The 23,574-nt window shown below is 71.4% G+C and carries 25 protein-coding genes and 1 pseudogene; 11 read left to right on the top strand and 15 right to left on the bottom strand.

Annotation, left to right across the window (positions count from 1 at the left end; all coding sequences use genetic code 11):
• The first annotated feature begins 169 nt into the window (after positions 1-169).
• Positions 170-2,215 carry a bifunctional glycosyltransferase 87/phosphatase PAP2 family protein gene (locus ACWCQ1_RS22135; protein ID WP_451027183.1) on the top strand — a complete coding sequence of 682 codons (2,046 nt, stop codon included), beginning with the start codon at positions 170-172 and terminating at the stop codon, positions 2,213-2,215.
• A 149-nt stretch (positions 2,216-2,364) separates the two neighbouring features.
• Here the strand turns inward: ACWCQ1_RS22135 and ACWCQ1_RS22130 are convergent, their stop codons facing one another.
• Positions 2,365-3,600, bottom strand: coding sequence for a cytochrome P450 (locus tag ACWCQ1_RS22130; protein WP_133041290.1), 1,236 nt, complete (start codon positions 3,598-3,600; stop codon positions 2,365-2,367).
• Between the two features lie 231 nt (positions 3,601-3,831).
• Here ACWCQ1_RS22130 and ACWCQ1_RS22125 point away from each other — a divergent pair, with 231 nt between their 5' ends.
• Complete coding sequence (locus ACWCQ1_RS22125) at positions 3,832-5,001, top strand: steroid 3-ketoacyl-CoA thiolase (RefSeq protein WP_133041291.1); 1,170 nt, start codon at positions 3,832-3,834, stop codon at positions 4,999-5,001.
• A 33-nt stretch (positions 5,002-5,034) separates the two neighbouring features.
• Positions 5,035-5,277, top strand: a complete 243-nt coding sequence (locus ACWCQ1_RS22120) for a hypothetical protein (protein ID WP_133041292.1) — start codon at positions 5,035-5,037, stop codon at positions 5,275-5,277.
• Here ACWCQ1_RS22120 and ACWCQ1_RS22115 read toward each other — a convergent pair.
• On the bottom strand, positions 5,238-5,498 hold the full coding sequence (locus ACWCQ1_RS22115; RefSeq protein WP_451027182.1) for a DUF397 domain-containing protein: 261 nt from the start codon (positions 5,496-5,498) through the stop codon (positions 5,238-5,240). The genes ACWCQ1_RS22120 and ACWCQ1_RS22115 overlap by 40 nt on opposite strands.
• On the bottom strand, positions 5,479-6,306 hold the full coding sequence (locus tag ACWCQ1_RS22110; RefSeq protein WP_358593570.1) for a helix-turn-helix domain-containing protein: 828 nt from the start codon (positions 6,304-6,306) through the stop codon (positions 5,479-5,481). The genes ACWCQ1_RS22115 and ACWCQ1_RS22110 overlap by 20 nt, the downstream gene beginning before the upstream one ends.
• Before the next feature lie 95 nt (positions 6,307-6,401).
• Here ACWCQ1_RS22110 and ACWCQ1_RS22105 point away from each other — a divergent pair, with 95 nt between their 5' ends.
• The 4 genes from ACWCQ1_RS22105 to ACWCQ1_RS22090 all read left to right on the top strand — a co-directional run bounded on the left by ACWCQ1_RS22105 (position 6,402) and on the right by ACWCQ1_RS22090 (position 8,301).
• Positions 6,402-6,800 carry an ATP-binding protein gene (locus tag ACWCQ1_RS22105; RefSeq protein ID WP_451027181.1) on the top strand — a complete coding sequence of 133 codons (399 nt, stop codon included), beginning with the start codon at positions 6,402-6,404 and terminating at the stop codon, positions 6,798-6,800.
• Positions 6,801-6,803: 3 nt separating this feature from the next.
• Positions 6,804-7,331 (top strand): N-acetyltransferase family protein, encoded by a 528-nt coding sequence (locus tag ACWCQ1_RS22100; protein ID WP_451027180.1) that lies wholly within the window; start codon positions 6,804-6,806, stop codon positions 7,329-7,331.
• Between the two features lie 48 nt (positions 7,332-7,379).
• Complete coding sequence (locus tag ACWCQ1_RS22095; protein ID WP_451027179.1) at positions 7,380-7,844, top strand: hypothetical protein; 465 nt, start codon at positions 7,380-7,382, stop codon at positions 7,842-7,844.
• A 193-nt stretch (positions 7,845-8,037) separates the two neighbouring features.
• Entirely contained in the window at positions 8,038-8,301 is a 264-nt protein-coding gene (locus tag ACWCQ1_RS22090; RefSeq protein ID WP_451027178.1) for a hypothetical protein, read from the top strand.
• Between the two features lie 4 nt (positions 8,302-8,305).
• On the opposite strand, the gene ACWCQ1_RS22085 is transcribed toward ACWCQ1_RS22090, so the two are convergent.
• Positions 8,306-9,004 (bottom strand): YoaK family protein, encoded by a 699-nt coding sequence (locus ACWCQ1_RS22085; RefSeq protein WP_451027177.1) that lies wholly within the window; start codon positions 9,002-9,004, stop codon positions 8,306-8,308.
• Positions 9,005-9,107: 103 nt separating this feature from the next.
• On the opposite strand from ACWCQ1_RS22085, the gene ACWCQ1_RS22080 reads away from it, so the two are divergent.
• Entirely contained in the window at positions 9,108-10,352 is a 1,245-nt protein-coding gene (locus ACWCQ1_RS22080) for an alpha/beta hydrolase family protein (protein WP_451027176.1), read from the top strand.
• Here ACWCQ1_RS22080 and ACWCQ1_RS22075 read toward each other — a convergent pair.
• The 9 genes and pseudogenes from ACWCQ1_RS22075 to ACWCQ1_RS22035 form a co-directional block, all read right to left on the bottom strand.
• Complete coding sequence (locus ACWCQ1_RS22075; protein WP_133041299.1) at positions 10,349-10,765, bottom strand: aggregation-promoting factor C-terminal-like domain-containing protein; 417 nt, start codon at positions 10,763-10,765, stop codon at positions 10,349-10,351. The genes ACWCQ1_RS22080 and ACWCQ1_RS22075 overlap by 4 nt on opposite strands.
• Positions 10,766-11,043: 278 nt before the next feature.
• Entirely contained in the window at positions 11,044-11,847 is an 804-nt protein-coding gene (locus ACWCQ1_RS22070) for an ECF transporter S component (protein ID WP_451027175.1), read from the bottom strand.
• A complete protein-coding gene (locus ACWCQ1_RS22065) occupies positions 11,844-13,586 on the bottom strand; it encodes an ABC transporter ATP-binding protein (RefSeq protein ID WP_451027174.1) in 1,743 nt (580 codons plus the stop codon). Before ACWCQ1_RS22065 ends, ACWCQ1_RS22070 begins: the two co-directional genes overlap by 4 nt.
• Complete coding sequence (locus ACWCQ1_RS22060) at positions 13,583-14,782, bottom strand: energy-coupling factor transporter transmembrane component T (RefSeq protein ID WP_451027173.1); 1,200 nt, start codon at positions 14,780-14,782, stop codon at positions 13,583-13,585. Before ACWCQ1_RS22060 ends, ACWCQ1_RS22065 begins: the two co-directional genes overlap by 4 nt.
• Complete coding sequence (locus tag ACWCQ1_RS22055; protein ID WP_451027172.1) at positions 14,772-15,428, bottom strand: SCO2322 family protein; 657 nt, start codon at positions 15,426-15,428, stop codon at positions 14,772-14,774. Before ACWCQ1_RS22055 ends, ACWCQ1_RS22060 begins: the two co-directional genes overlap by 11 nt.
• A complete protein-coding gene (locus ACWCQ1_RS22050) occupies positions 15,425-16,675 on the bottom strand; it encodes a prenyltransferase/squalene oxidase repeat-containing protein (protein WP_451027171.1) in 1,251 nt (416 codons plus the stop codon). Before ACWCQ1_RS22050 ends, ACWCQ1_RS22055 begins: the two co-directional genes overlap by 4 nt.
• 529 nt (positions 16,676-17,204) lie before the next feature.
• Complete coding sequence (locus ACWCQ1_RS22045; protein ID WP_451027233.1) at positions 17,205-17,570, bottom strand: RidA family protein; 366 nt, start codon at positions 17,568-17,570, stop codon at positions 17,205-17,207.
• 48 nt (positions 17,571-17,618) lie between these two features.
• Positions 17,619-18,050: pseudogene (locus tag ACWCQ1_RS22040) on the bottom strand (nuclear transport factor 2 family protein); the annotation flags it as partial.
• A 27-nt stretch (positions 18,051-18,077) separates the two neighbouring features.
• Positions 18,078-19,106 (bottom strand): MBL fold metallo-hydrolase, encoded by a 1,029-nt coding sequence (locus tag ACWCQ1_RS22035; RefSeq protein WP_133041307.1) that lies wholly within the window; start codon positions 19,104-19,106, stop codon positions 18,078-18,080.
• A gap of 159 nt (positions 19,107-19,265) precedes the next feature.
• Here ACWCQ1_RS22035 and ACWCQ1_RS22030 point away from each other — a divergent pair, with 159 nt between their 5' ends.
• Together ACWCQ1_RS22030 and ACWCQ1_RS22025 are read left to right on the top strand one after the other, a co-directional pair.
• Positions 19,266-20,723 carry an aldehyde dehydrogenase gene (locus tag ACWCQ1_RS22030; protein ID WP_358593584.1) on the top strand — a complete coding sequence of 486 codons (1,458 nt, stop codon included), beginning with the start codon at positions 19,266-19,268 and terminating at the stop codon, positions 20,721-20,723.
• Between the two features lie 6 nt (positions 20,724-20,729).
• Entirely contained in the window at positions 20,730-20,966 is a 237-nt protein-coding gene (locus tag ACWCQ1_RS22025) for a ferredoxin (protein ID WP_133041309.1), read from the top strand.
• Between the two features lie 29 nt (positions 20,967-20,995).
• Here ACWCQ1_RS22025 and ACWCQ1_RS22020 read toward each other — a convergent pair whose 3' ends face one another.
• Entirely contained in the window at positions 20,996-21,961 is a 966-nt protein-coding gene (locus ACWCQ1_RS22020) for an LLM class flavin-dependent oxidoreductase (protein ID WP_358593585.1), read from the bottom strand.
• A gap of 86 nt (positions 21,962-22,047) precedes the next feature.
• Between ACWCQ1_RS22020 and ACWCQ1_RS22015 the strand changes: the two genes are divergently transcribed.
• The gene (locus ACWCQ1_RS22015) at positions 22,048-22,803 is read left to right on the top strand and encodes a helix-turn-helix domain-containing protein (protein ID WP_358593586.1); all 756 of its coding nucleotides are present in this window, start codon (positions 22,048-22,050) and stop codon (positions 22,801-22,803) included.
• 27 nt (positions 22,804-22,830) lie between these two features.
• Here ACWCQ1_RS22015 and ACWCQ1_RS22010 read toward each other — a convergent pair whose 3' ends face one another.
• Positions 22,831-23,460 (bottom strand): TetR family transcriptional regulator, encoded by a 630-nt coding sequence (locus tag ACWCQ1_RS22010; protein ID WP_133041312.1) that lies wholly within the window; start codon positions 23,458-23,460, stop codon positions 22,831-22,833.
• Positions 23,461-23,574 lie beyond the last annotated feature (114 nt).

The following is a 23,574-nucleotide window of genomic DNA, read 5'->3' as shown; positions in this document are numbered from 1 at the left end:
TTTCCGCGGGCTTTACCTGTGATCCATCTCGCTACCCCCGGAGGCAACCCCACCCCCTGCGGACTATCGTCATCCAGACAAAAGGAGGCCGGACGACAGGTGAAGCCGGGGTAGCCTGCGTCTTCTTCCGGGGGTTGAAAGAAACAATGGGGCGGGAGGCCGACGGGGCGTGGCGAACGTGGAGCATGGCGGGCGACCGGCGGAAGCCTTCAAGGCGACGGCTGCCGAGGCGGTCAGGGGACGCCTGCGCGCGGCCCGCCTGGGCCTGTGGCTGGTCGCGGCGGTCCTCGCCGTCCGGCAGATGGCCGTCGTCCTCAGCACGCCCAGGGGCGAGCGGCTGACGGATCTGGAGACCTGGGTCGGCCCGAACGGCGTCCTGCACGTCAAGGGGTCGCTGTACGACTCCACGCAGTTCACCGGCACCCCCTTCGGCGGTCTCGTCCTCAAGCCGCTCACCCGTGCGGCCGAGCAGGCCCTCGGCTGGGGCTGGACCTTCGGCACGCTGCTGCTGGTGGTCGCCCTCGGCCTGGTCGCCGCCCGCGCCCTGCCCCAGCCCGTCAGCCGCCGCACCTCCCAGCTCGCCGCGCCGGTCGCGATCAGCCTGCTGATGCTCTCCCTGCCGGTGCGCAACGCCCTCTGGCTCGGGCAGATCAGCATCCTGCCGGTGCTGCTCGTGCTGGTCGGCTGCTTCGTCGTCCGGGGTGAGCGCGCCAGCGGCCTGCTGATCGGCCTCGCCGCCGCCCTCCAGCCGACCGTGCTGCTCTTCGCCCCGCTGCTGTGGTTCACCGGCCGCCGCCGGGCCGCCGTCTCCACCGGGCTCACCTTCGCCGCGGCGACCGCACTGGCCTGGGCGGCGCTGCCGCACGACTCGTACACCTACTGGGTGCACCACATGGCCGGCACCGGCCTGGGCGGCAAGGCCGACGACCTCGCCAACCAGTCCCTGCACGGCGCCCTGCTCCGCCTCGGCCTCAACGGCCCCCTGGAGATCGCCCTCTTCTTCGCGCTCGGCACCGCCGTCGCCGTCCTCGGCGTCCGCCGGGCCGTCCGCTACGCCCGCGACGGCCAGCTGCTGCTCGCCGTGGCCGTCACCGGCTGCGCGGCGATCGCCGTGTCCCCGACCACCTGGCAGCACCAGCTGCTGTGGGTGCTGCTCGCGGTCGTCGGCCGGGTCGGCAAGCGGGCCTCGGACCGGTACGTCTGGCCGGTCGCCGTCGTCCTGGTGATGACGCTGCCCGCGAAGATGATGCTGCCGAACATGTCGGCGATGGACCCCCTGCGCGACAACGTCGTCCTGCTCGCGGCCCTCGCCGCGGCGACCGTGGTGCCGTTCCTGTCGCGCACCTCGCCGTACTACCAGGCGCCGGTCCCCACGAAGTACGCGGAGCCGGTCCCGGCGCGGCTGAAGCACGTGCCGCTGGTGCCCCAGCTGCGCCGGGTGCTCTCCCGCCCGAACCTCCTGCTCGAACTGCTCCTGATCCGCGTCACCTACGCCGCCTACCAGAAGGTCAGGCTCGCGGCGACCGGCGGCACCAACGCGGGCGGGCGGTCGCGGGCCGAGGCGCACGGACACCAGATCCTCGACATCGAGCGGTTCCTGCACATCGACGTCGAGTACACCGTCAACCACGCGGTCGCCAAGATCGACTGGCTGCGCGGCTTCTTCGGCTTCTACTACGAGTCGTTCCACTTCGTGGTGCCGCTGACCGTCCTCGCCGTCCTGTACTGGCGCCGTCCGGTGGACTACCGCTGGGCCCGCTCGGCCCTCGGCTTCGCCACCCTCCTCGCCCTGGTCGGCTTCTGGCTCTACCCCCTCGCCCCGCCGCGCCTCCTGCCCGGCCTCGGCATCATCGACACCGTCCACGGCGTCCAGGACTTCTCCAAGCCGGACTACGGCACCCTGACCGCCCTCACCAACCAGTACGCGGCGATGCCCTCGCTGCACTTCGGGTGGTCGCTGTGGTGCGGAGTGGTGATCGCGGTCATGGCGCCGAAGTGGTGGATGAAGGCGCTCGGCCTGCTGCACCCGTTCTTCACGGTCTCCGCGATCGTCGCGACCGGCAACCACTGGGTGCTGGACGCGGCGGGCGGCGCGGCCGTCGTCGGCGCCGGTTTCGGGCTGACGTATCTGCTGCAGGGGCCGCGGGCGCGGTTCGCCACGGCGGCGGCGGTCAGCGAGAAGCCCCGGGAGGCGAAGGAGCCGGCACCGAGCTGACGGAGGCGCCTGGGCTGGGACGCGCGGTCCCTACGGGGGCGCCGCGGCCCTCGGGGGAGGCAGGAACGGGGCGTAGGGGGGATGTTCCTGCCTCCCTCGAGATCCGCGGGACGGGTCGGCGGCTCCGGGATGCCGCCGGCCCGAGATCGTCAACCCGCCCGCACCTGAAGGTGCTTGACGCCGTTGATCCACGAGGAACGCAGCCGGTCCGGGTCCTCGACCAGGGTCAGGTCCGGCAGGGCGTCGGCGATGGCGTTGAAGATCAGGTCGATCTCCAGGACCGCCAGGGACTTGCCGAGGCAGTAGTGCGGGCCTCCGCCGCCGAAGCCGAGGTGGGGGTTGGGGTCGCGCAGGATGTCGAAGGTGTCGGGGTCGGTGAAGACCTCGGGGTCGTGGTTGGCGGCCGCGTAGAAGATGCCGACCCGGTCGCCCTTCCTGATCTGCTTGCCGCCCAGCTCCACGTCCTGGGTCGCGGTGCGCTGGAAGGCGTTGACCGGGGTCGCCCACCGCACGATCTCCTCGGCCGCCGTCTCCGGCCGCTCCCTCTTGTACAGCTCCCACGCCTCGGGGTGGGTGAGGAACGCGTGCATGCCGTGGGTGATGGCGTTGCGGGTCGTCTCGTTGCCCGCGACGGACAGCATCAGCACGAAGAAGCCGAACTCGTCGGAGTTCAGGTTTCCCTCGTCCTCCGCCGCCACCAGCGTGGTCACGATGTCCTTCGCCGGGCACTGTTTGCGCTCCGCCGCCATGTTCATCGCGTACGCGATCAGCTCGCCGGCCGACTGTGCGCCGATCTCCTCGGTGATCGCGTACTCCGGGTCGTCGTACGAGATCATCTTGTTGGACCAGTCGAAGATCTTCGCCCGGTCGTCCTGCGGGATGCCGATGAGCTCGGCGATGGCCTGCAGGGGCAGTTCGCAGGCGACGTCGGTGACGAAGTCGAAGGGGCCGGAGCGCTCGCGGGCCTGCGCGGCGATGGTCCGCGCGCGCTCGCGCAGCCGTTCCTCCAGTGCCCGGATGGCCCGGGGAGTGAAGATGCGCTGCACGATCTGGCGCACGCGGGTGTGCTCCGGCGGGTCCATGTTGAGCAGGATCAGCCGCTGGGCGTCGATCGCCTCGCGCTGCATGTTCTCGTGGAAGCGGATGATCGCCGTGTTGAGGTACGAGGAGAACAACTCGGGGTGCGTGGAGACGTACTTGACGTCCGCGTGCCGGGTGACGGCCCAGTACCCCTCGTCCTGGAAACCGGCGACGTTGCCCGGCTGGTGGATCCAGCGGACCGGTTCGGCCCGGCGCAGCTCGGCGAACTCCGGCAGGGGCACACGGGCGTGCAGCAGATCGGGGTCGGTGAAGTCGAACCCGTCGGGAAGAGCTGGACAGGGCATGGGGACTCACTCCAGCCGGTGTTCTGACGGACCATCAGGTTTGCCGTGAAGGTAGTAACGGGTTCTACAAGAGGCAAGGGGTACGGCACCCCGAATTGTGTGCACGCCCCTTGCGGTTGGGGACGCCCTGTCAGCAGACTGCACTCAGAACTAGAACACGTACTAGTTCAGCGTGGCGGGGCCGGCCGGGACGCCCCCGCGCCGCGCGGGTACCGGAGGAGAGGATCCCCCATGGCCGCGGAACCCGTGATCGTCGAAGCCGTACGCACCCCGATCGGCAGGCGCGGCGGAGCACTCGCCAACCTGCACCCCGCCTATCTCCTGGGCGAGACCTACCGTGAACTCCTGGGCCGCACCGGCATCCCCGCCGACGCGGTCGAGCAGATCGTCGGCGGCACGGTGACCCACGCCGGCGAGCAGTCCATGAACCCCGCGCGCACGGCCTGGCTGACCGTGGGCCTGCCGTACGAGACCGCCGCGACCACCGTCGACTGCCAGTGCGGCTCCTCGCAGCAGGCCTCGCACATGGTGGCCAACATGGTCGCGGCCGGCGTCATCGACGTCGGCATCAGCTGCGGCGTCGAGGCGATGTCACGGGTCCCGCTCGGGTCGGGGTCCAAGCACGGCCCCGGAAAGCCGTTCCCCGACGAGTGGAACGTCGACCTCCCCAACCAGTTCGAGGCGGCGGAACGCATCGCCCGGCACCGCGGTCTGACCCGGGAGAACGTCGACTCCCTCGGCCTCATCTCGCAGGAGCGGGCGGCCATCGCCTGGGCCGAGGAACGCTTCAAGAAGGAGACCTTCGCCGTCCAGGTGCCCACCACCGAGGACGAGCAGCGCGCCGGACAGGGCATGTGGCGGCTCGTCGACCGCGACGAGGGTCTGCGCGACACGTCGATGGAGGCCCTGGCCGGCCTGAAACCGGTCATGCCCACCGCCATCCACACCGCGGGCAACTCCTCGCAGATCAGCGACGGCGCGGCGGCCATCATGTGGGCCTCCAAGCGCATGGCGCGAGCCCTGAAACTGCGGCCCCGGGCCAGGATCGTGGCGCAGGCACTGGTCGGCGCCGACCCGCACTTCCACCTCGACGGCCCCATCGACGCGACCCGCGCGGTACTGGGCAAGGCCGGCATGACGCTGAAGGACATCGACATCGTCGAGATCAACGAGGCGTTCGCGTCGGTGGTGTTGAGCTGGGCGCAGGTCTTCGAACAGGACCTGGAGAAGGTCAACGTCAACGGCGGAGCGATCGCCCTCGGGCACCCGGTGGGCGCCACCGGGGCCCGCCTCATCACGACGGCCCTCCACGAACTGGAGCGCACCGACAAGGAGTTCGCGCTCATCACCATGTGCGCGGGCGGCGGACTCGCCACCGGCACGATCCTTCAAAGGCTGTAGACAGGCGGGGGATTGGGCTGGTCGACTTGCCCGATGCTGATCAACCTGATCCTCCGCGTCCTGCCCTTCTACATCCGCGAGCCGCTCGTCATCGCCATCTGCGCGTTCTTCGCCGGCCTGGCCTTCTACTGGTTCTTCACGGACGGAGGCCTGGCCCGGGGCGGAATAGGCCTGATGTTCCTGGCCGTCGGCGTCCTGCGCTTCTTCTTCGCCCGAAGAGAGTGGAGATCCCGCCGTCAGGCGGGTGTGGTGGCACCGGCCCAGGAAACGAACTGACGAAACGCGTCGGGCCGGAAGGCAAGCACCGGCCCGACGGGGTTCTTGGAGTCGCGTACGGCTACGGTGGCGCCGGGCAGTTCGGCGACCTCGAGGCACTCGCCGCCTTGATCGCCGCTGTACGACGCCTTGCGCCACGCAAGTGGGCCGAACGGCGCGCACTCGACACAGTCGCCGCCCTGGTCGCTGCTGTAGCTGGACCTACGCCAGTTGCTCTCCATAGCGGTCCTCCATCACGCGCCGGATCAATGCCGCCGAGTCCTTGAGGGACAGAGCGGCGGCCTGCAGATGATCGTAACGGAGCGAGCAGTTCTTGACCGTGTCCGGATTGGCCGTCGGGTGCCCGCTGCCATACCCCTCGGTGTAGACGATGGTTGGGTCACTCGCGAAGCGGTAGACGTTGAACGAGCCTGTCAGTCCGGCGTGTGCTCCCGCCGAGAATGGCAGCGCCTGGATGTTGATCCGGGGATTGTCCTCGAAGGACAACAAGTGAGCCAGTTGGCCCCGCATGGTTTCTCGGCCGCCGATCTCCTGGTAGAGGGCAGCTTCGCTGAGGACGGCCCAGAAGACCGGGGGCTCCTCCTTCTCGAAGATGCGCTGTCGAGCCAGTCGCACGGCGGTGCGGTCGTCGAGGTTGGTGCGATCGAGTGCGCCGAGGGTGGCTCGCGCGTACGCGTTGGTCTGGAGGAGGCCGTGGATCATGCCCATCTGGAAGGCGCAGATCTCAACGGCCCGAGCCTCCAGCTCCGCAACCTGCCTGAACCAAGCGGGAAGTTGGCTCCGCAGTACCAGCTCCACCAGCCGGGACAGCAACCCGTCCGAACCCAGCGCCGCGTCCGCCCGCTCGCTGAACTCCACCGTCGGGACCTTGCGGGCCGTTTCGATCTGGCCGACCAGGGAGCCGGTGTAGTTGAGGATGTCACCGAGCTGGCGTTGCGTGAGTGCCGCGGCCTCGCGCAGCCGGCGCAACTCGTAGCCGTAGTAGTCGAGCGGTGAGGCGCCCGGGTCGAGGGCGTTGATGTGGGTCACGCACGGTCCCCTCTGTGCAGCCAACTCGTCGTACTTCGGGACTTGTTGTATTCGCCCCATAGCTAAGCGTAGTCACCGGGGATCACCCTCGTCCTGTGAACATCTACATTCCCCCCACCTACCGGCTCTGCCTCACCGCGAGCGAGCACTCGGCCCGTCACATCCGCCGTATCGTCCGCTCGTTGCTGGCGGAGTGGGGCATGCCGGAGCTGACCGACTCCGTCGAGCTGGCCGTGACCGAGCTGGTCGCCAATGTCGTACGGCATGTGCCGGACCGCCGCTGTGTGCTGCTGGTGCTGCGGCAGACGGCGGGTATCCGGGTGGAGGTGTCCGACGGGAGCCGGCAACCTCCGTGTCCACGTGGCGAATTGGGGGAGCACGCGGAGAGCGGACGGGGGCTGCTGCTTCTGGGGGCCGTGGTCGACAAGTGGGGTGTGGCGCCTGCGCCCGGGGGCGGGAAGACGGTGTGGTTCGAGATCTCGGGATACTCGTGAGGCATGGACGAGATCGAAGTCAGGGAGCTGGCGCCGGAGGACGAGGCGGGCGTGGCCCGGCTGTTCGCGGCGTGCGAGGACTACTTCGTCGCGGCGACCGGGGCGCCGGCGCTCGCGGCGGACGTACAGAGCCTGTACTACGCGCTGCCCGAGGGCGCCGACGTCGACCAGAAGCGGCTGCTGGTGCTGTGCCGGAGTGAGGAGATCGTCGGTCTCGTCGATCTGGTGGACCGGCATCCGGACGCGGCGAGCTGTTCCGTCGGGCTGTTCCTCGTCGCCCCGGACGTACGGCGCGCGGGGGTCGGTACGGGTGTCGCGCGGCGGCTGATCGAGGAGGCGGCCGGGCGGGGGATGCGGACCGTGACGGCCACCTGCCCGTCGGGATGGGAGCCGGGGCTGGGGTTCCTGCGCGGTCTGGGGTTCGAGGTCGGCGTACCGCGTGCGATGACGGGCGACACGATCGGCAACCGCACCCGGTATCCGGCGGAGACCGGTCTGCACACGGCCCGGCTCACGCTCGCCGACCGATGAGTTTCGTCGGCCGGCGGTGTCTTCCTCTTGGTTGAGGAGGTGGTCGCGGTGGTCGCGACGGCAGAGCGGGAAGCCCTGGAACGGCGGCTGGACGTCCTGGTAGGTGAGTGGGTGCTGGAGGCCGATTTCCCGGGGCTGGAGGCGCCTCCCGGGCGCTGCGTCTTCGAGTGGACGCTGGACGGGCGCTTCCTCGTCCAGCGCACCGAGGCGCCGAGCCCCGCGCCGGCCAGCCTGTCGGTGATCGCCGTGGACCCGGACACGGGCGGTTACACCCAGCACTACTACGACTCCCGGGGCGTCGTACGCGTGTACGCCATGACCTTCGCGGACGGGGTGTGGCAGCTGCTGCGCGAGAAGCCGGACTTCTCACCGCTTGCCTTCCGGCAGCGGTATGTCGGGCGGCTCGGCGAGGACGGCGACACCATCTCGGGCGCCTGGGAGAGGGGACCGGTGGACGGTTCGGGCGAGTGGGAGCGGGACTTCGGCCTCACCTACCGCCGGAGGGGCCGATGAGCGGGGTCGGGACCGTACGCGAGATAGTCGACGGCGCCCTGTACCTGGTGCTCGCCACCGCCGACGCGGACGGGCGCCCCTGGAGCTCGCCGGTCTACTTCGCGCACGACGACTGCCGTACCTTCTTCTGGATCTCCTCGCCGGAGGCCGGGACTCCCACAACATCGCGGGACGGCCGGAGGTGGGGATCTCGGTGTTCGACTCGTCGGCGGCCATCGGGAGCGGGCAGGGGGTGTACATGTCGGCCGTCGCGGAGGAGGTGGTCGACGCGGATGCGGCCGGGCGCGCGATGGAGGTCTTCTCCCGCCGCTCACTGGGGCACGGAGGGCGGGCCTGGGTGCTGGACGACGTACGGGGCGACTCCGGAATGCGGCTGTACCGTGCCGTCGCCGACGACCACTGGATCCTGGCGAAGGACGGCCGGCCGGACCACCGGATCCCGGTGGACCTCGGCTGACCGGCTACTCCCGCCCCGACGCGACCACCGCCAGCACCCCCGCCGTCAGCGCCGCGATCAGGAGCGGGATGCCCAGGCCGTGGTGGAGGACCAGCCACGCGCCCAGACAGGCGCCCGCCGCCATCGCGACCACCGAGGCGCTGCGGCGCGGTGAGCGCCCGCCCGAGCCGCCGCCCGCGCGGGAGTCGGAGGCGAGACCGGTGAGGGTCATGGTCAGGACGGTCGTCGTCAGGTCGGCGATGCCGAGCTTGCGGACGGTAGCGTTGCGCAGGCCCATCGCGAAGGCCGTCAGGGCGATCACGGCGTAGACGGTGGCGGTGGCGTGCGGCGCGGCGAACGCGACGGTGGCGGAGGCGCCGACCAGGACCGCCTCGGCGGCGAGGGTGAGCCGCGCCCAGGTACGGCGCGAGCCCGCGCCCCGCCACCGCGCGACCCGGCCGCCGGCCACCGCGCCGAGCAGGAAGCACAGCAGCGAGGTGGCGGTGTGCGGCACGGAGAAGCCGGGCGCCCCGGCCGCCGCGAACCCGAGGACGACCACGTTCCCGGTCATGTTGGCGGTGAAGACATGCCCGAGCCCCAGATAACTCACCGCGTCGATCAGCCCGCTGGCCACGGTCAGCCCCAACAGGACGACCACGAGCCGCAGTCCGCGCGCCTCGCGCTCGTCCGTCGGTTTCTGTGGCTGCGTGCTCTGCTCGCTCATGGAGGCTCCGGTCGGCCGGACGGGCGGGGTGCACCCAAGTCCACCATGGGCGCGGGGGACTCTCGGATGTCGACGCGAAGGGTACGTCCGTAGCGTCGGTGGCATGAGTGATGAGACGCGCAAATCACAGGAAAATCCGACCAGTTGGCGTACCCGGCGGGGGCTCGCCGGAGTGGCGGCCCTGCTGCTCGCGGGGCTCGTGGTCGCCCCGGCCGCGGTCGCCGGTGAGCAGCAGCATGTGCGGCGGGGTGAACTGGTCGCCGTCACGCCGCTCGCCCGGTATGACGCCGGGCAGGTGCGGCGGTACATGAAGGAGCGGGACATCGTCGCGGACTCGGTGCGGTACGGCGTACGGGCGTACCGGCTGACGTACCGCACGGTGGACCCGTACGGGAAACCGACCACCGCGACCGGCCTGCTCACCCTCCCCACGGGTGGGGCGCACCGCCTCGACGTCGTGTCCGACACCCACGGCACCATGGTCAAGCGCACCGACGCGCCCTCCGCGAGCGAGGACCTCAACCGGGTGCCGTCGTATCTGAACGCGAGCGCCGGGCGCGCGGTCGCCGCGCCCGACTATCTGGGCCTCGGCGAGGGGCCGGGCCTGCACCCGTACATGGACACGGGGTCCTCCGTCACCGCCGCCCTGGACATGCTGCGCGCGGCCCGGACGGCCGCGGCGGGGCTCGGCCGTCCGCTCGACGGGAACCTCTACGCGACCGGTTTCTCGCAGGGCGGCCAGGTGGCGATGGCTCTGGGGAAGGCGCTGTCGCAGGGCGCCGACCAGCACTTCCGTCTGAAGGCGCTCGCCCCGATCAGCGGCCCGTACGACCTGGAGGGCACCGAGATGCCGGCCCTGTTCGACGGCCGGGTCAACGACACCAGCGGTGTCCTCTACATCTCGTACTGGCTGGTGGCCCAGAACCGTCTGCACCACCTCTACGACACCCCCGGCGAGGTCTTCCGCGAGCCCTACGCCGACCGCGTCGAGTCCCTCTATGACGGCGACCACGAGGAGGACGACGTGATCGGGCAGCTGGCACCGACGGTGAGGCAGCTGCTCACGCCCGCCGCCTACCAGCGCCTCCAGCACCCCACCGGCGCCCTCCTCACCGCGATGCGCGCGGCCGACCACACGTGCGCGTGGAGACCGGCGGTCCCGGTGCGGCTGTACGCCGGTGACAAGGACACCGACGTGCCCATCGGCAACGCCCGCACATGCGCCCGCACCCTCGCAGGTCAGGGAGCGAGGGTGCGGGTCGTCGATCAGGGGGCCGTGGACCACTTCGGGTCGTTCGCGGTGTCGGCGCCCCAGGTGGTGCGGTTCTTCGGCGGCGTACGGGTTTAGTACCAGCCGTTGGCCTGCCAGAAGGCCCAGGCGCCGGCGGGGCTGCCGTAGCGGGAGTTCATGTACTGCAGACCCCACTCGATCTGGGTCTTGGCGCTGGTCTTCCAGTCCGAGCCGGCCGTGGCCATCTTCGAGCCCGGCAGGGCCTGGACCAGGCCGTAGGCGCCGGAGGAGGAGTTGGTCGCGGTGACGTTCCAGCCGCTCTCGTGGGCCACGATGTTGTTGAAGGCGTTGTACTGCGCGGCGTTCGGGATCATCCTGTGCGCGATCGCCTTGGCCTGGTTCACGGAGTCGGCGGTCGCGGCGTGGGCGGGCGCCGCGGTCAGCACCATGCCGGTGGTGGCGGCGGCCACGGCGGCGGAGGCGAGGGCCTTCTTCGGCGAGATGCGGCGGGCGAGGCGGGAGACGAACACGAGGAACCTTTTCTTCGGGGACAGGAAGTCGTGGTCATGCGTCGGCGCCGAGGCCCGGGGGCTTGTCGGCGCCGTGCGACGGGGTCCAGAGAAACAGGCTCGGAAGGTGTCTGCAATGACCGCTTTTACTAGTTGTGGCCGCATGTGGGGAGTGCGTGACCCCTGTGACCTGGATCTCGATGTGCAGGTCGGAGGCGGTTATGGCATGACCATGGCGTCCGATATGCCCTACTAGGTAGGGTAGTGAGTGATCTGGGTCATGTGGTTCGGTTCACCGCTCAACCGCTCTTGAATGTGACGGCGGTCTCGAAGGCGGCCCGGCGGGTGGCTCTGCGTAGCGCCTTGAGCACGGCCGGACCGAGGGCGAGCGTGAGGACGACGGTGACGAGCGCGCGGCCCAGGTCCCAGCCGAGGGAGGTGGCCAGACAGTACGCGACGAAGCGGGCCAGGTTGGCGGGCACGGCCGCGTGCGGGTCGAAGGCGATGCCCGAGGCCAGGGCGCCCATGAAGGGCCAGCCGGCGAGGTTCATGACGGTGCCGTAGGCGAGGGCGGCGAGGAAGCCGTACGCCGAGAGCAGGGCGAGTTCGGTACGGCCCCGGAGGCGGTCCGGGCCCGGCAGCAGCCCCGGGCCCATCGTGAACCAGCCCATCGCCAGCATCTGGAACGGCAGCCAGGGGCCGACACCACCGGTCAGCAGGGCCGACGCGAACATCGTCAGCGAGCCGAGGGTGAAGCCGAAGCCGGGGCCCAGGACGCGGCCGCTGAGCAGCAGCAGGAAGAACATCGGCTCGATACCGGCGGTTCCGGCGCCGAGGGGGCGCAGGGCGGCGCCGGTCGCGGCGAGGACGCCGAGCATGGCGACGGCCTTCGGACCGAGGCCGGACTCGGCGATGGTCGCGGCCACGACGGCGACGAGCAGGATGAGCAGACCGGCGAAGAGCCAGGGGGCGTCCTGGGCGTGGGCGGCGAGCGTGGAGTCCGGCGGCGCGAGGAAGGGCCAGCCGAAGGCGACGACGCCGACGGTGGAGGTGAGGGCGAGGGCGGTGAGGGAGCGGGGACCGAGACGGATGGCGTTGGTCACGACAGGGCGTCTCTCGCTTCGGCGTCTGACAGGGCGTTTCTCACCTGGGTGACCGTGAGCCATTTCTGCGGGGCGAGGATCTTGGTCACCTGCGGGGCGAAGGAGGGGGAGGACACGACGATGTCCTCGGTCGGGCCGTCGGCGATGACCTCGCCGTCCGCGAGCAGGATCACCCGGTGTGCGAGTTCGGCGGCCAGTTCGACGTCATGGGTGGCCAGGACGATCGCGTGGCCCTCGCCGGCGAGGGCGCGGAGGTGGCTGACGAGACGGATCTTCGCCGCGTAGTCCAGACCGCGGGTCGGTTCGTCGAGGAGGAGCAGGGGTGGCCGGGCGGTGAGGACGACGGCGAGCGCGAGGGTGAGGCGCTGGCCCTCGGAGAGGTCGCGGGGGTGGGTGGCGTCCGGGATGCCCGGGAGCAGGTCGGAGAGGAGGGCCCGGCAGGTGCCGGGGGCTGCTTGGGCGTCCTGGTCGGCGGCCGCGCACTCCGCGGCGACGGTGTCGGTGTAGAGGAGGTCGCGGGGGTCCTGGGGGACCAGGCCCACGTGGTGGATGAGGGTAGGGGGTGCGGTGCGGTGGGGGGTGAGGCCGGAGACGCGGACCGTACCGGAGGAGGGTTCGAGCAGGCCGACGAGGGTGTTGAGGAGGGTGGACTTTCCCGCACCGTTGCGGCCCATCACGGCGATGGTTTCGCCGGGGGCGATGGTGAGGCCGGCCTGGTGGAGGGCTCGGGTGTGGGAGCGGGTGACTGTTACGGCTTGGAGGTGGGCGGGGGGTGGGGGAGTGGTGGGGGTGGTGGGGGCTGTGCGGTTGCGGTTGCGGAGGAAGGGCAGGCGGCGGTGGGTGGGGGCTGGGGTCGGAGGCGTTTCGCTTGCCCGCGCCGGCGAAGGCGATGCCGGTCCGGCTGCGGTGGGGATAGCCGTAAGTCTTGCCAGGCGGTCGCGTAGGTCGGTTGCTCGGCGGCGGGCGTCTCTCACCGTCAGGGGCAGGGGGGTCCAGCCTGCCAGGCGGCCCAGTTCCACCACCGGTGGATAGACCGGGGAGGTCGCCATCATCTCGGCCGGGGTGCCCAGGTGGGGTGGGGAGCCCAGGGCCGGGAGGACCACCACCTGGTCGGCGTACTGGATGACCCGTTCCAGGCGGTGTTCGGCCAGGAGGACCGTGGTGCCGAGGTCGTGGACCAGGCGTTGGAGGACCGCCAGGACCTCCTCCGCCGCCGCCGGGTCCAGCGCCGAGGTCGGTTCGTCGAGGACCAGCGCCTTGGGGTGCGGGGTGAGGACCGAACCGATGGCCACGCGTTGCTGTTGGCCGCCGGAGAGCGTGGAGATGGGGCGGGCACGGAGGTCGGCGAGCCCCAGGAGGTCGAGGGTTTCCTCGACGCGGCGGCGCATCACCTCGGCCGGGAGGCCCAACGACTCCATACCGTAAGCGAGTTCGTCCTCGACCGTGTCCGTCACGAAGTGGGACAGCGGGTCCTGTCCCACCGTGCCGACCACGTCCGCCAGTTCGCGCGGCTTGTGCGTGCGCGTGTCGCGGCCCGCCACGGTGACCCGGCCGCGCAGGGTGCCGCCCGTGAAGTGCGGGACCAGGCCGCTGACCGCGTTGAGGATGGTCGATTTGCCGGTGCCGGACGGGCCGACCAGGAGGACGAGTTCACCTTCCGGGACCTCGAAGTCCACGCCCTGGACGGTCGGTTCGGTCGCGCCGTCGTACGTCACGGAGACGTTCTCGAAGCGGATCATGACGGTTCCTTGGGAGCGAGGACGGAGGGGAGGAGGCCCAGGAGGACGGCCGCGGCGGGCCAGAGGGGGAGCGTGGGAGCGGTCAGCGGAACGACGCCGGGGTGGAGCGCGGCGGGGTCGGTGGAGGAGGCGAGGGTGAGCAGGGCGGCCACCGCGGCACCGGAGCAGGCGACCAGCCCGGCGCGAAGGTCCCAACGGGCGGGCCGGTAACGCGTACGGGGGCTGCGGCGGCCGCCGAGGCGCAGACCGGCCAGGGCCGCGGTGAGGCCGGCGAGGAGGAGGGGGAGGCCGTAGGTGCCGGCTTCGGCGGTGAGGAGACCGTACGTTCCGGCGCAGACGCCGAGCAGGCCACCGAGGGCGAGGGCGGTGGTCGTACGGCGTACGGGGGCGGGAACGGCGGCGGTACGGCCGTAGCCGCGGGCGTCCATGGCGGCGGCGAGGGCGACTGAGCGTTCCAACGCGCCCTCCAGGACCGGGAGTCCGACGTGCAGGAGGCCTCGGATGCCCTTGTCGGGGCGGCCGCGCAGACGACGGGCGGCGCGCAGGCGGTGGACGTCGGCGATGAGGTTGGGGGCGAAGGTGAGGGCGACGACGACGGCCACGCCGGCCTCGTACAGGGCGCCGGGGAGGGACTTGAGGAGGCGGGCGGGGTTGGCGAGGGCGTTCGCGGCGCCGACGCAGATGAGGAGGGCGGCGAGTCTCAGGGCGTCGTAGAGGGCGAAGAGGACGGACTCGGCGGTGACCTCGCCGCCTATGCGGATGCCCTGGGCCCAGTGGGGGAGGGGGAGTTCGGGGAGGGTGACGAGGGTGTGGGTGCCGGGGATCGGGGAGCCGAGGACCGTCGCGAAGGTGAGGCGGATGAGGAGGACGGCGAGGGCGAGCTTGAGGAAGGCGGAGTAGGAGCGGGCGGCGGGGGAGGCGGGGCGGCACGTCGCCACGACGTAGGCGGACGTGGCGATGAGCAGGGCGAGGAGGAGGGGGTTGGTCGTGCGGGTGGCGGCGGTACCGAGCCCGATGGCCCAGAGCCACCAGGCGCCGGGGTGCAGGGGGGTGGGGGGCGCGGAGTGCGCGAGGTGCGCGGGGCGCGGGGCGGTGTCCCTCCTCGGCGAGGGAGTCCGCGGGGCGGTGTCCCTCCTCGGCCGGGGCGCCGCCTCGGTGGTGTGACTCGCCTCCGGCTGTGCCTCGCTACCGGACATGCCTGTGCCGCCTCGCCTGCCAGACCGCTGCCGCGCCCAGCACGGCCACGACCGCCGCGCCCGTCCACAGCCCCACCGAGGGACCGCCGCTCCCCTTCTTCTCCCCCTCCTTCTCCTTCGTGGCAGTCTGCGACTTCTTCCCGGTCGCCACTTGCTCCCCGCAGCCCTTCTCCGGGTAGCCGGCGATCGCGCAGAGCAGGGCGTTGGTGTCGTAGCGGAGGGGTTTCGCCACCGTGGCCAGGGCCTCCGCCGTGGTCGCGTCGGGCGACACCTCGGCGCAGGCCGTGCGGGTGGGGGGCGGGGTCTCGCCGGACGGCGCGTCCGCGCGCGTGCCGAAGTCGATGAGCAGGGCCACCCGCTTGCTGCCGTCCCGAGCCGGTGTCTTCGCGCAGATCGTCGCGAAGTCGGCGGTCCCCCGAGGCGTCGCCGCGTCGCTGGAGTCCTCGCTCACGGAGAAACGGAACCCCTGGACGTCACCGTCGGAGGGACGGTCGGTGGAGGGACCCTGGGTGGCGTAGGTCCAGTGCGTGGCGGTGCGGGTCCAGAAGGACCAGTAGCGGTAGCCGGTGGCCTGGGCCTGCTGGGCGGGGGTGAGGAGCAGGAGGAGCAGCAGGGCGGGGAGCAGGGCCGCGTACCGGCGTGTCATGACTGTCGCTTCCTGCCGCGGAGCATCAGCGCGAAGCCGATGAGCGCGCCCAGCGCCAGACCGCCGCCCACGGTCCAGGCGACGGGCAGGGAGCCGTCGTTGTCGTCGGACGCCTTGGGGCTGTGCGAAGGGGCGGCCTTGGCAGGCAGCTTGTTGATCGCCTTGGGGGCGGGGCCCGTCGCGTTGAGCAGAGTGACCAGGTCCATGCCACCGAAGTGATGGGCGTCCCCGCCCTGGACGACGCTCGCCGCGAGGATGAGCTGGGCGTACGCGGCCGGGCCGCCCTGCTCCGCCCACTTGCCGGCGTGACCCTCCAGCCAGTGGAGGGACGCGGCGGCCTGGTCGTTGCGGCCCACGGAGGCGAGGGCGACGACCGCGTCGGCCGTGTTGCCGTAGTCGGGCTGGTCCTTGGCCCCGGGCAGCACGGACTTGAGGTACCCGTCCTTCGCCAGCGTCCTGGCGAGCCAGACGGCGCCGTTGTCACCCACCTGGGTCTCCAGGCTGTCGTCCGTGGCCTTCACACAGCTCCTGGGCGCGTCCGCGTCGTCCTGGGGACTTCCCGCGAGCGTGTCGGCGTACGCCCCGAGCACGGCCGCGGCGGTGGCGTCCGCGTTGGCCGTCAACACGCCCTTCTTGTCCGGCTGGTAGGCGAATGCGCCACCGTCCTTGCCACCGCAGGGCAGCGCCAGTTTCGCCAGGGCGTCGACCGGGGACTTGCCGTCCTTGCGGAGGTTCGGCACCGTCACACCGGCCTGTGTGAGCGCGCCGATCACGAGGGAGGTCGAGTTCGCGTCGCTGGCTCCGCCGGGGGAGTAGCCCCAGCCGCCGTCCTTGTTCTGCACCGACTTGAGCCAGGCGACCGCCTTGTCCACCTGGGAGTCGTACGTGGTGGTGAGGGTGGAGAGCGCCTGCACCGCGGCCGCCGTGCTGTTGGTGTCCACCGCGAGCTTGGTCGCGCAGGGCTTGCCGGTGTCCGCGCGGAAGGCGGGGAAGGCGCCGTTCGCGCACTGCTGGCCGGCCAGCCAGGCAACGGCCTTGTCGGCGGGGTCGACGCCCACCTCGTTCTGCGCCAGCAACGCCAGCGACTGCCGCCACACCCCGTCGTACGTGGGATCCGCCGTGCCGTACATCCCGTCGGGTATCGCCACCTTCGGCGAGGGAGACGGCGGTGCGGCGACCGCTGGGGTCGCGGTGCCGATCACCACGGTGGCGGCCAGGGCCGCGGCGCAGCGGCTGACGACGTTCATGATCGGCGGATGCCTCTCCCTGCGGGGAGCCGGGCAGCACGGGACACCCCGGCGGCTCGGCCCCGTATTCCTCGACGGTGCCGTGTGCCGGCGGACTGCCGACGCACGTGAGCCGGTCACGAGTCCGTACGGGGCAGTCCGGCTCACCGGCCTGGTCCGGCCGGTTCACGGTTGCGGGTCAGCGCCGGAATTGCACCGGCTTCCCCCCGTACGGGTGTGATGACGACCCGGCCACTCTACCGGCCCGTAGGAATCGCCTGAGCGGCGGCTGTGGGGCGGGGTACGTTCCGGGCCATGGGGATCACGGGGAGGGACGGCAGCGGCGGTGGCGATGGCGGCGGCAGGCTGCTCGGGTCCGGGCGGACCTCCGACGTCTACGAGCTCGACGCCGGGTGGGTGCTGCGGCGCAACCGGGAGGGATGGGGGGACGCCCTCGCCGAAGGGGCCGTGATGGAGCATGTGCGCGAGCACGGCTCCTGGCCGTCGGCCCCGGGTTCGCCCAGCGGCTCGTCGCCGGCTCATCGCTCGCTCACCCGAGTGCCGCCACCGCGTCCACCTCCACCAGTACCCCCTCCCTCACCGGCCGCGCCACCACCGTCGTACGGGCCGGAAGTGGGGTGCAGTCGGCGAAGAACTCCCGGTAGACGGTGTTGAACCGGGAGAAGTGGGAGGGGTCGGCGAGATAGCAGGTGCAGCGGGTGATCGACGTACGGTCGCCGCCCGCCGCCGCGACGACGGCCTCGACGTTGGCGAGCACCTGCCGCACCTGCGCGTCGAAGTCCGTCGGCATCTCCCCGGTCACCGGGTCCAACGGCCCCTGTCCGGAGGTGAAGAGGAACGGTCCGACACGCACCCCCTGTGACAACGGTGGTTCGCTGCCGTCCGCGAACCGCACGAATGGCGCCCGTTCAGTACGGACCGCTTCGAGAGCGCCCCGCCCCTGCCGAGGCGTGGGGCCGCCGAACGGCAGCCGCAACGTCCGGGAGGCGAGCAGCCACTGCCCGTCGACGCGCCGGAAGGTGTCCTCGTAGTGACCGACCTGCACGGGTGCGCCGGCCGGCACCATGCCGCCGTCCCAGCCCTCGATCCGGTATGTGGTGAAGTACGAGGTCGCCTCGGCCGTGTCCTCGGACGTCACCGTGACGCGGATGTTGGACATGATCCGCCGCGAGAGCTTGTCCGAGGGACGCGCGCCGAAGTACGCCCTCAGCGCCTCCCGCCCCTCCGCCCGGCGTCCGTCCCCGGGCGGGGGCCACTCCCACACCCCGTCCTCGGTGAACAACTCGGCCACGGAGGCGGGTTCACCGAGGTCGAGTCGGTGGACGAAGTCGAGGATCAGACGTTCACAGGCGCGTTCGGCGAGAAGATGATCCATACGGACGTGGTAGCACAGGAAGCGGCCTCAGACGGCGACGTACGTCACCGGATCGCTCCCCGTCACCGCCTCGGCCCGCCCCAGCTTCACCAGTCGCCGCAGGTGTGCCTCGGCCTCCGAGACCGCGATGTTCCGTGATCCGTAGGGGATTTGGTCCCAGGGGCGGTTCCACTCCATCCGCTCGGCCAGCTGCCAGGGCGTGAGGGGTTCGACGAGGAGGGAGCGCAGGTCGGTGAGCCGTTCCTCGTGGTGGTCGAGCAACTGCCGTACGCGGGCTGCAGCGTCGGTGAACGCGTACTGGTGGGCGGGGAGCACCTCGGCGGGGGCGAGCCGGCCGACCCGCTCCAGGGAGTCGAGGTAGTCGCCGAGCGGGTCGGTGACCGTGGCGTCGTCGGGGTCCTCGTACAGGCCGATGTGCGGGGTGATCTCCGGGAGAAGGTGGTCGCCGGAGAACAGCCGTCCCGAACCGGGGAGTTGGGCCGGGTGCTCCTCCTCCAGATGCAGGCACACATGCCCCGGTGTGTGGCCGGGCGTCCAGATCGCGCGCAGGCGCCGGCCGGGCAGGTCGAGCAGTTCGCCGGGGACGATCTCCCGGTCGGGCAGGGCGGGTGAGAAGCCGGGCAGGGTGGTGCGCGGGCGGGGCGTGCGCAGCGGCGCCACGTGTTCCTCCGGCGCCCCGGCCGCCGTCAACTTGGTGGACATGTACGAGAACCACCGCCCGGGTTGGGTCTCCCGGGTGCGCCGCACGATCGCGGTGTCCGCCGCGTGCATCGCGACCCACGCGCCGGAGGCTTCCCGCACCTTGCCCGACAGTCCGTGGTGATCGGGGTGGTGATGGGTGATCACGACTCCGTGGATGTCCTCGACCGCCGTCCCGCAGCCGACGAGCCCCTCGACAAGCGTGTCCCAGGACGCGGGATCGTCCCAGCCGGTGTCGACCAGCACCGGTCCCCGGTCGGTGTCGACGACATAGACCAGCGTGTGGCCGAGGGGATTGTCCGGGATGGGCACCCGAACGGACCGCACACCCCCACCATGATCGAACGTCTCCACCATCCACCCTCCGCTCCACGGCCACCGCCCACTATAACTAGAACTCGTTTCACAATGACCCGAAGCGCGGCAACGCCCATGACGCGGCGAAGGAGGTCTGGCCTAGTTGAAGGGGAACTGGTATCAGTTTCTGAAACACCGTCAGAAACGAGGGCAGTGGCGATGGCCGAGCTCGTGGAACACGGACAGCTGTTCATCGGCGGCGAACTGACCGATCCCCTGGGCGGGGACGTCATCGAGGTGATCTCGCCGCATACCGAGGAGGTCATCGGGCGGGTGCCGCACGCCTCCCGGGAGGACGTCGACCGGGCCGTCGCCGTGGCGCGGCGGGCCTTCGACGAGGGGCCCTGGCCACGCATGTCGTTGGACGAGCGGATCGAGGTCGTCACCCGGATCAAGGACGCGATCGCCGTCCGCCACGAGGAACTCGCCCGGGTCATCTCCTCCGAGAACGGGTCGCCGTACTCCTGGAGCGTCCTCGCCCAGGCGCTCGGCGCGATGATGGTCTGGGACGCGGCGATCACGGTCGCCCGGAACTTCACGCACGAGGAGAGGCGGGACGGTGTCCTCGGGAAGATCCTCGTGCGGCGGGAGCCGGTCGGGGTCGTCGCCGCCGTCGTCCCCTGGAACGTCCCGCAGTTCGTCGCCGCCGCCAAACTCGCGCCCGCGCTGCTGACCGGCTGCACGGTGATTCTGAAGCCCTCGCCGGAGTCGCCGCTGGACGCGTACATCCTGGCCGACATCACCCGCGAGGCCGGGCTGCCGGAGGGCGTCCTGTCCATCCTGCCCGCCGACCGCGAGGTCAGCGAGTACCTCGTCGGGCACCCGGACATCGACAAGGTCGCCTTCACCGGCTCGGTGGCCGCGGGCAAGCGCGTGATGGAGGTCGCCTCCCGCCATCTCACCCGCGTGACACTGGAGTTGGGCGGCAAGTCGGCCGCCGTCGTCCTGCCGGACGCGGACGTGGCGACCACCGTCGCCGGCGTCGTCCCGGCGGCCTGGATGAACAACGGCCAGGCCTGTGTGGCCCAGACCCGCATCCTGTTGCCGCGCTCCCGCTACGACGAGTTCGCCGAGGCCTTCTCGGCGGCGGCGAGCGCGCTGGTGGTCGGCGACCCGCTGGACCCGGCGACCCAGGTCGGCCCCCTGGTGGCCCGGCGCCAGCAGCAGCGCAACCTCGACTACATCCGCATCGGGCAGGAAGAGGGCGCGAAGATCCTCACCGGCGGGGGCCGTCCGCCGGGGCTCGACAAGGGCTGGTACGTCGAGCCCACGTTGTTCGGCGACGTCGACAACTCCATGCGGATCGCCCGGGAGGAGATCTTCGGCCCGGTGATCTGCCTGCTGCCCTACGGCGACGAGTCCGAGGCCCTGAAGATCGCCAACGACTCCGACTACGGGCTCAGCGGCAGCGTGTGGACGGCGGACGTGGCGCACGGGATCGAGGTCGCGAAGCAGGTCCGTACGGGCACGTACTCCGTGAACACCTTCAGCCTGGACATGCTCGGCCCCTTCGGCGGCTACAAGAACTCCGGTCTGGGGCGGGAGTTCGGGCCCGAGGGCTACGGCGAGTACCTCGAACACAAGATGATCCATCTCCCGGCCGGCTGGGAGGGCTGAGCCGCCATGGGCGACCGCTGGCACGTCGAGGTCGACCGCTCCGTCTGCATCGGCTCGGCCCAGTGCGTCCACCGCGCGACGGGCGCGTTCCGCCTCGACTCCGCCATGCAGTCCCACCCGGTCGACCCGGAGACCGACGCCAACGAACGCATCCTGGACGCCGCCGAGAACTGCCCCGTGGAGGCGATCGTGATCACGCTGCTGGGCAGCGGGGAGGCGGTGTTCCCACCGGAGGACGACTAGGGCGGCCTCGGGCCGCTTGCAGGTGGGCCTCACGTCGGTGTCGTGGTCGCTGCCGCCGCCTGTACGGCGGGGAGGAGGGCCGCGAGCCGTTCCAGTTGCTCGTGCTGGGAGCGCAGGTCCAGTGCGGCGAGGCGGACGACGAGGTGCCGGGCGCCGGCGGCGACGTACCGCGCCAGGTGCTGGAGGACGTGGTCCGCGGGGCCCGTGACGAGGGCCTGGATCTTGCGGAGTTCCTCGAGCGGCATGCCGTACACGGTCCGGGCGTAGGCGTCCAGGGCGCGGTGTCCGGCCGGGGCGTCGTCGTCGACGCGGACCGTGATGAAGAGGGCGGGGGTGATGGCCTGGGCCGCGCGACCCGCGTCGGCCGCCGCGTCGCGGACCGACCGGAGACCGGAGGCGTAGTCGGCGGGGTCGGGTGGGTAGGGCAGCCAGCCGTCGTACATGCGGCCCGTGCGGGCGAGGGCGGCGGGCGTCGCGCCGCCGAGCCAGATGGGCGGGCCGCCGGGCCGTGACGGTCTGGTCGCGGGCGGGAGGTCGGGGAAGTCGAGCAGATCGCCGTGGAAGGAGCCCGCGCCGTCCCACACGGCCCGCCACAGGGCGACGGTCTCGTCGAGGCGGGTGAACCGGCGCGGCCACGGCACCTCGGACAGGGCGTAGAGGGGGCGTCCGAAGCGGCCGGGGAAGCCCGCGCCGACGGTCACCACGAGCCGGCCGCCGGACAGCAGGTCGACCGAGGCCAGGGACTGGGCCGTCTGCACCGGGCGGCGCAGGAACGGCAGCAGGGCGGCCGTGCCCAGGCTCACCGTCCCGGTCACCGGGGCGAGCGCGGCCAGCATCGCCAGGGCCTCGACGCGCGGGCTGACCAGGGAGTCGTTGACGAAGAGCGAGGAGAATCCCGCGGCCTCGGCCGTGCGGCCGAAGGCGATCAGCTCGCGCGGGTCGTCGGCCGGGCCCCACTGCGCGGTCCCGGTCGGTAGCAGTACGCCGATGTCCATGCCGTCGATGCTCGCGACCGGTGGACACGGCGACAATTCCCTGCGGGGAATGGTCCGGCGCCCTGCGCCGCAGGTAGAACGGGGCCGTGGACTTCCCCAGCGCCCTGCGCGAACGCCGTACCCGCCGTCGTGTCAGCCAGCTCGACCTGGCGCTGCGGGCGGGAACCACCCAGCGGCACCTCAGCTTCATCGAGTCCGGCAGATCGGTGCCGGGGCGGAACATGGTCGTGCGGCTGGCCGAGTCGCTGGAGCTGCCGCTGCGGGAGCGCAACGAGCTGTTGCTGGCCGCCGGTTACGCACCCGCGTATCCCGAGAGCTCGCTGGACGACCCCGTGCTGGCGCCCGCGCGCACCGCGATCGAGCACATCCTGCGCGCGCACGAGCCGTATCCGGCGCTGGTGGTGGACGGGCGGGGTGACCTGATCGCCGCCAACCGTGCCTTCGGTGTGATCACGGAAGGCGCGGCCCCCGAGCTGCTGGGCCCGGGCGCCAACGCCTACCGTCTCGCACTGCACCCCGACGGAATGGCACCGCGCATCCGCAACCTCGCCGAGTGGGCCCGGCACATCCTGGTGCGCCTGGACCATCTGCCGGAGCTGCGTGCCGAACTCGCCGTGTACGTACCTGAGTTGGAGGACTCGGCCAGGCAGCTCGGGTTCGCGGTACCGCTGCGTCTGTCCTCCTCGTACGGCGAACTGCACCTGATGACGACCGTCACGACCTTCGCCACCGCCGTCGACGTCACCCTCTCCGAGCTGAAGCTGGAGGCGTTCCTGCCGGCCGACCCGGCGACGGCCGAGGCGCTGCGACTGGCCGCCGCCCAGGCGCCCGGGACCATGTAGTCGGCCGAGGAACGGGCGGATGGAGGGTCAGGGCTTGTGCTGGGGAGCCGTCAGGTCGATCAGGCGGCACACCGTTTCGATGTCGATCTTCACCTGGGCGATGGAGGCGCGGCCCGACAGCCAGGTGATCAGGGCCGAGTGCCAGGTGTGTTCGATGACGCGGACCGCGGAGAGCTGCTCGGGGGTCGGGTTCTCCTGGCCCATCGCGTCCAGGATGATCACCGTGGTCTGACGGGACACCTGGTCGACCTCCGGGCTGACACTGCGATCGGCGAAGGTCAGGGCGCGGACCATCGCGTCGGCCAGGTGCGGCTCCCGCTGCAGGGCGCGGAAGGCCCGCATCAGGGTCTCCGCGACCCGCTCCGCCGCCGTCTCGCCCTGCGGCGGCTTCTTGCGGAGCGTGCCGTGCATGTGCTCCAACTGGTCCTGCATCGTGGCCACCAGCAGATGCACCTTGGACGGGAAGTAGCGGTACAGCGTGCCCAGCGCCACCTGCGAGGACTCGGCGACCTCCCGCATCTGCACCGCGTCGAAACCGCCCCGGCTGGCCAACTGCGCGCTCGCGTGCAGGATGCGGCGACGGCGTGCCTCCTGCCGCTCCGTGAGGGGCGGGGAGGCTGGGCGCCCGGTGGCTTCGAGCTTGGCTTCCACAGGCATGGATCCCGTTCCGTGACACTCGGTGAGGGCTGGTGATCGCACCGAGCATGGCAGGGTGTGCGTCGTGGCGCGAATCACCTGATCCACTGCTCACACTGCCCCTACCGCCCGGTA

This window comes from Streptomyces sp. NPDC002144, assembly GCF_053593695.1.
This window is presented reverse-complemented; position numbering and strand designations above follow the sequence as displayed.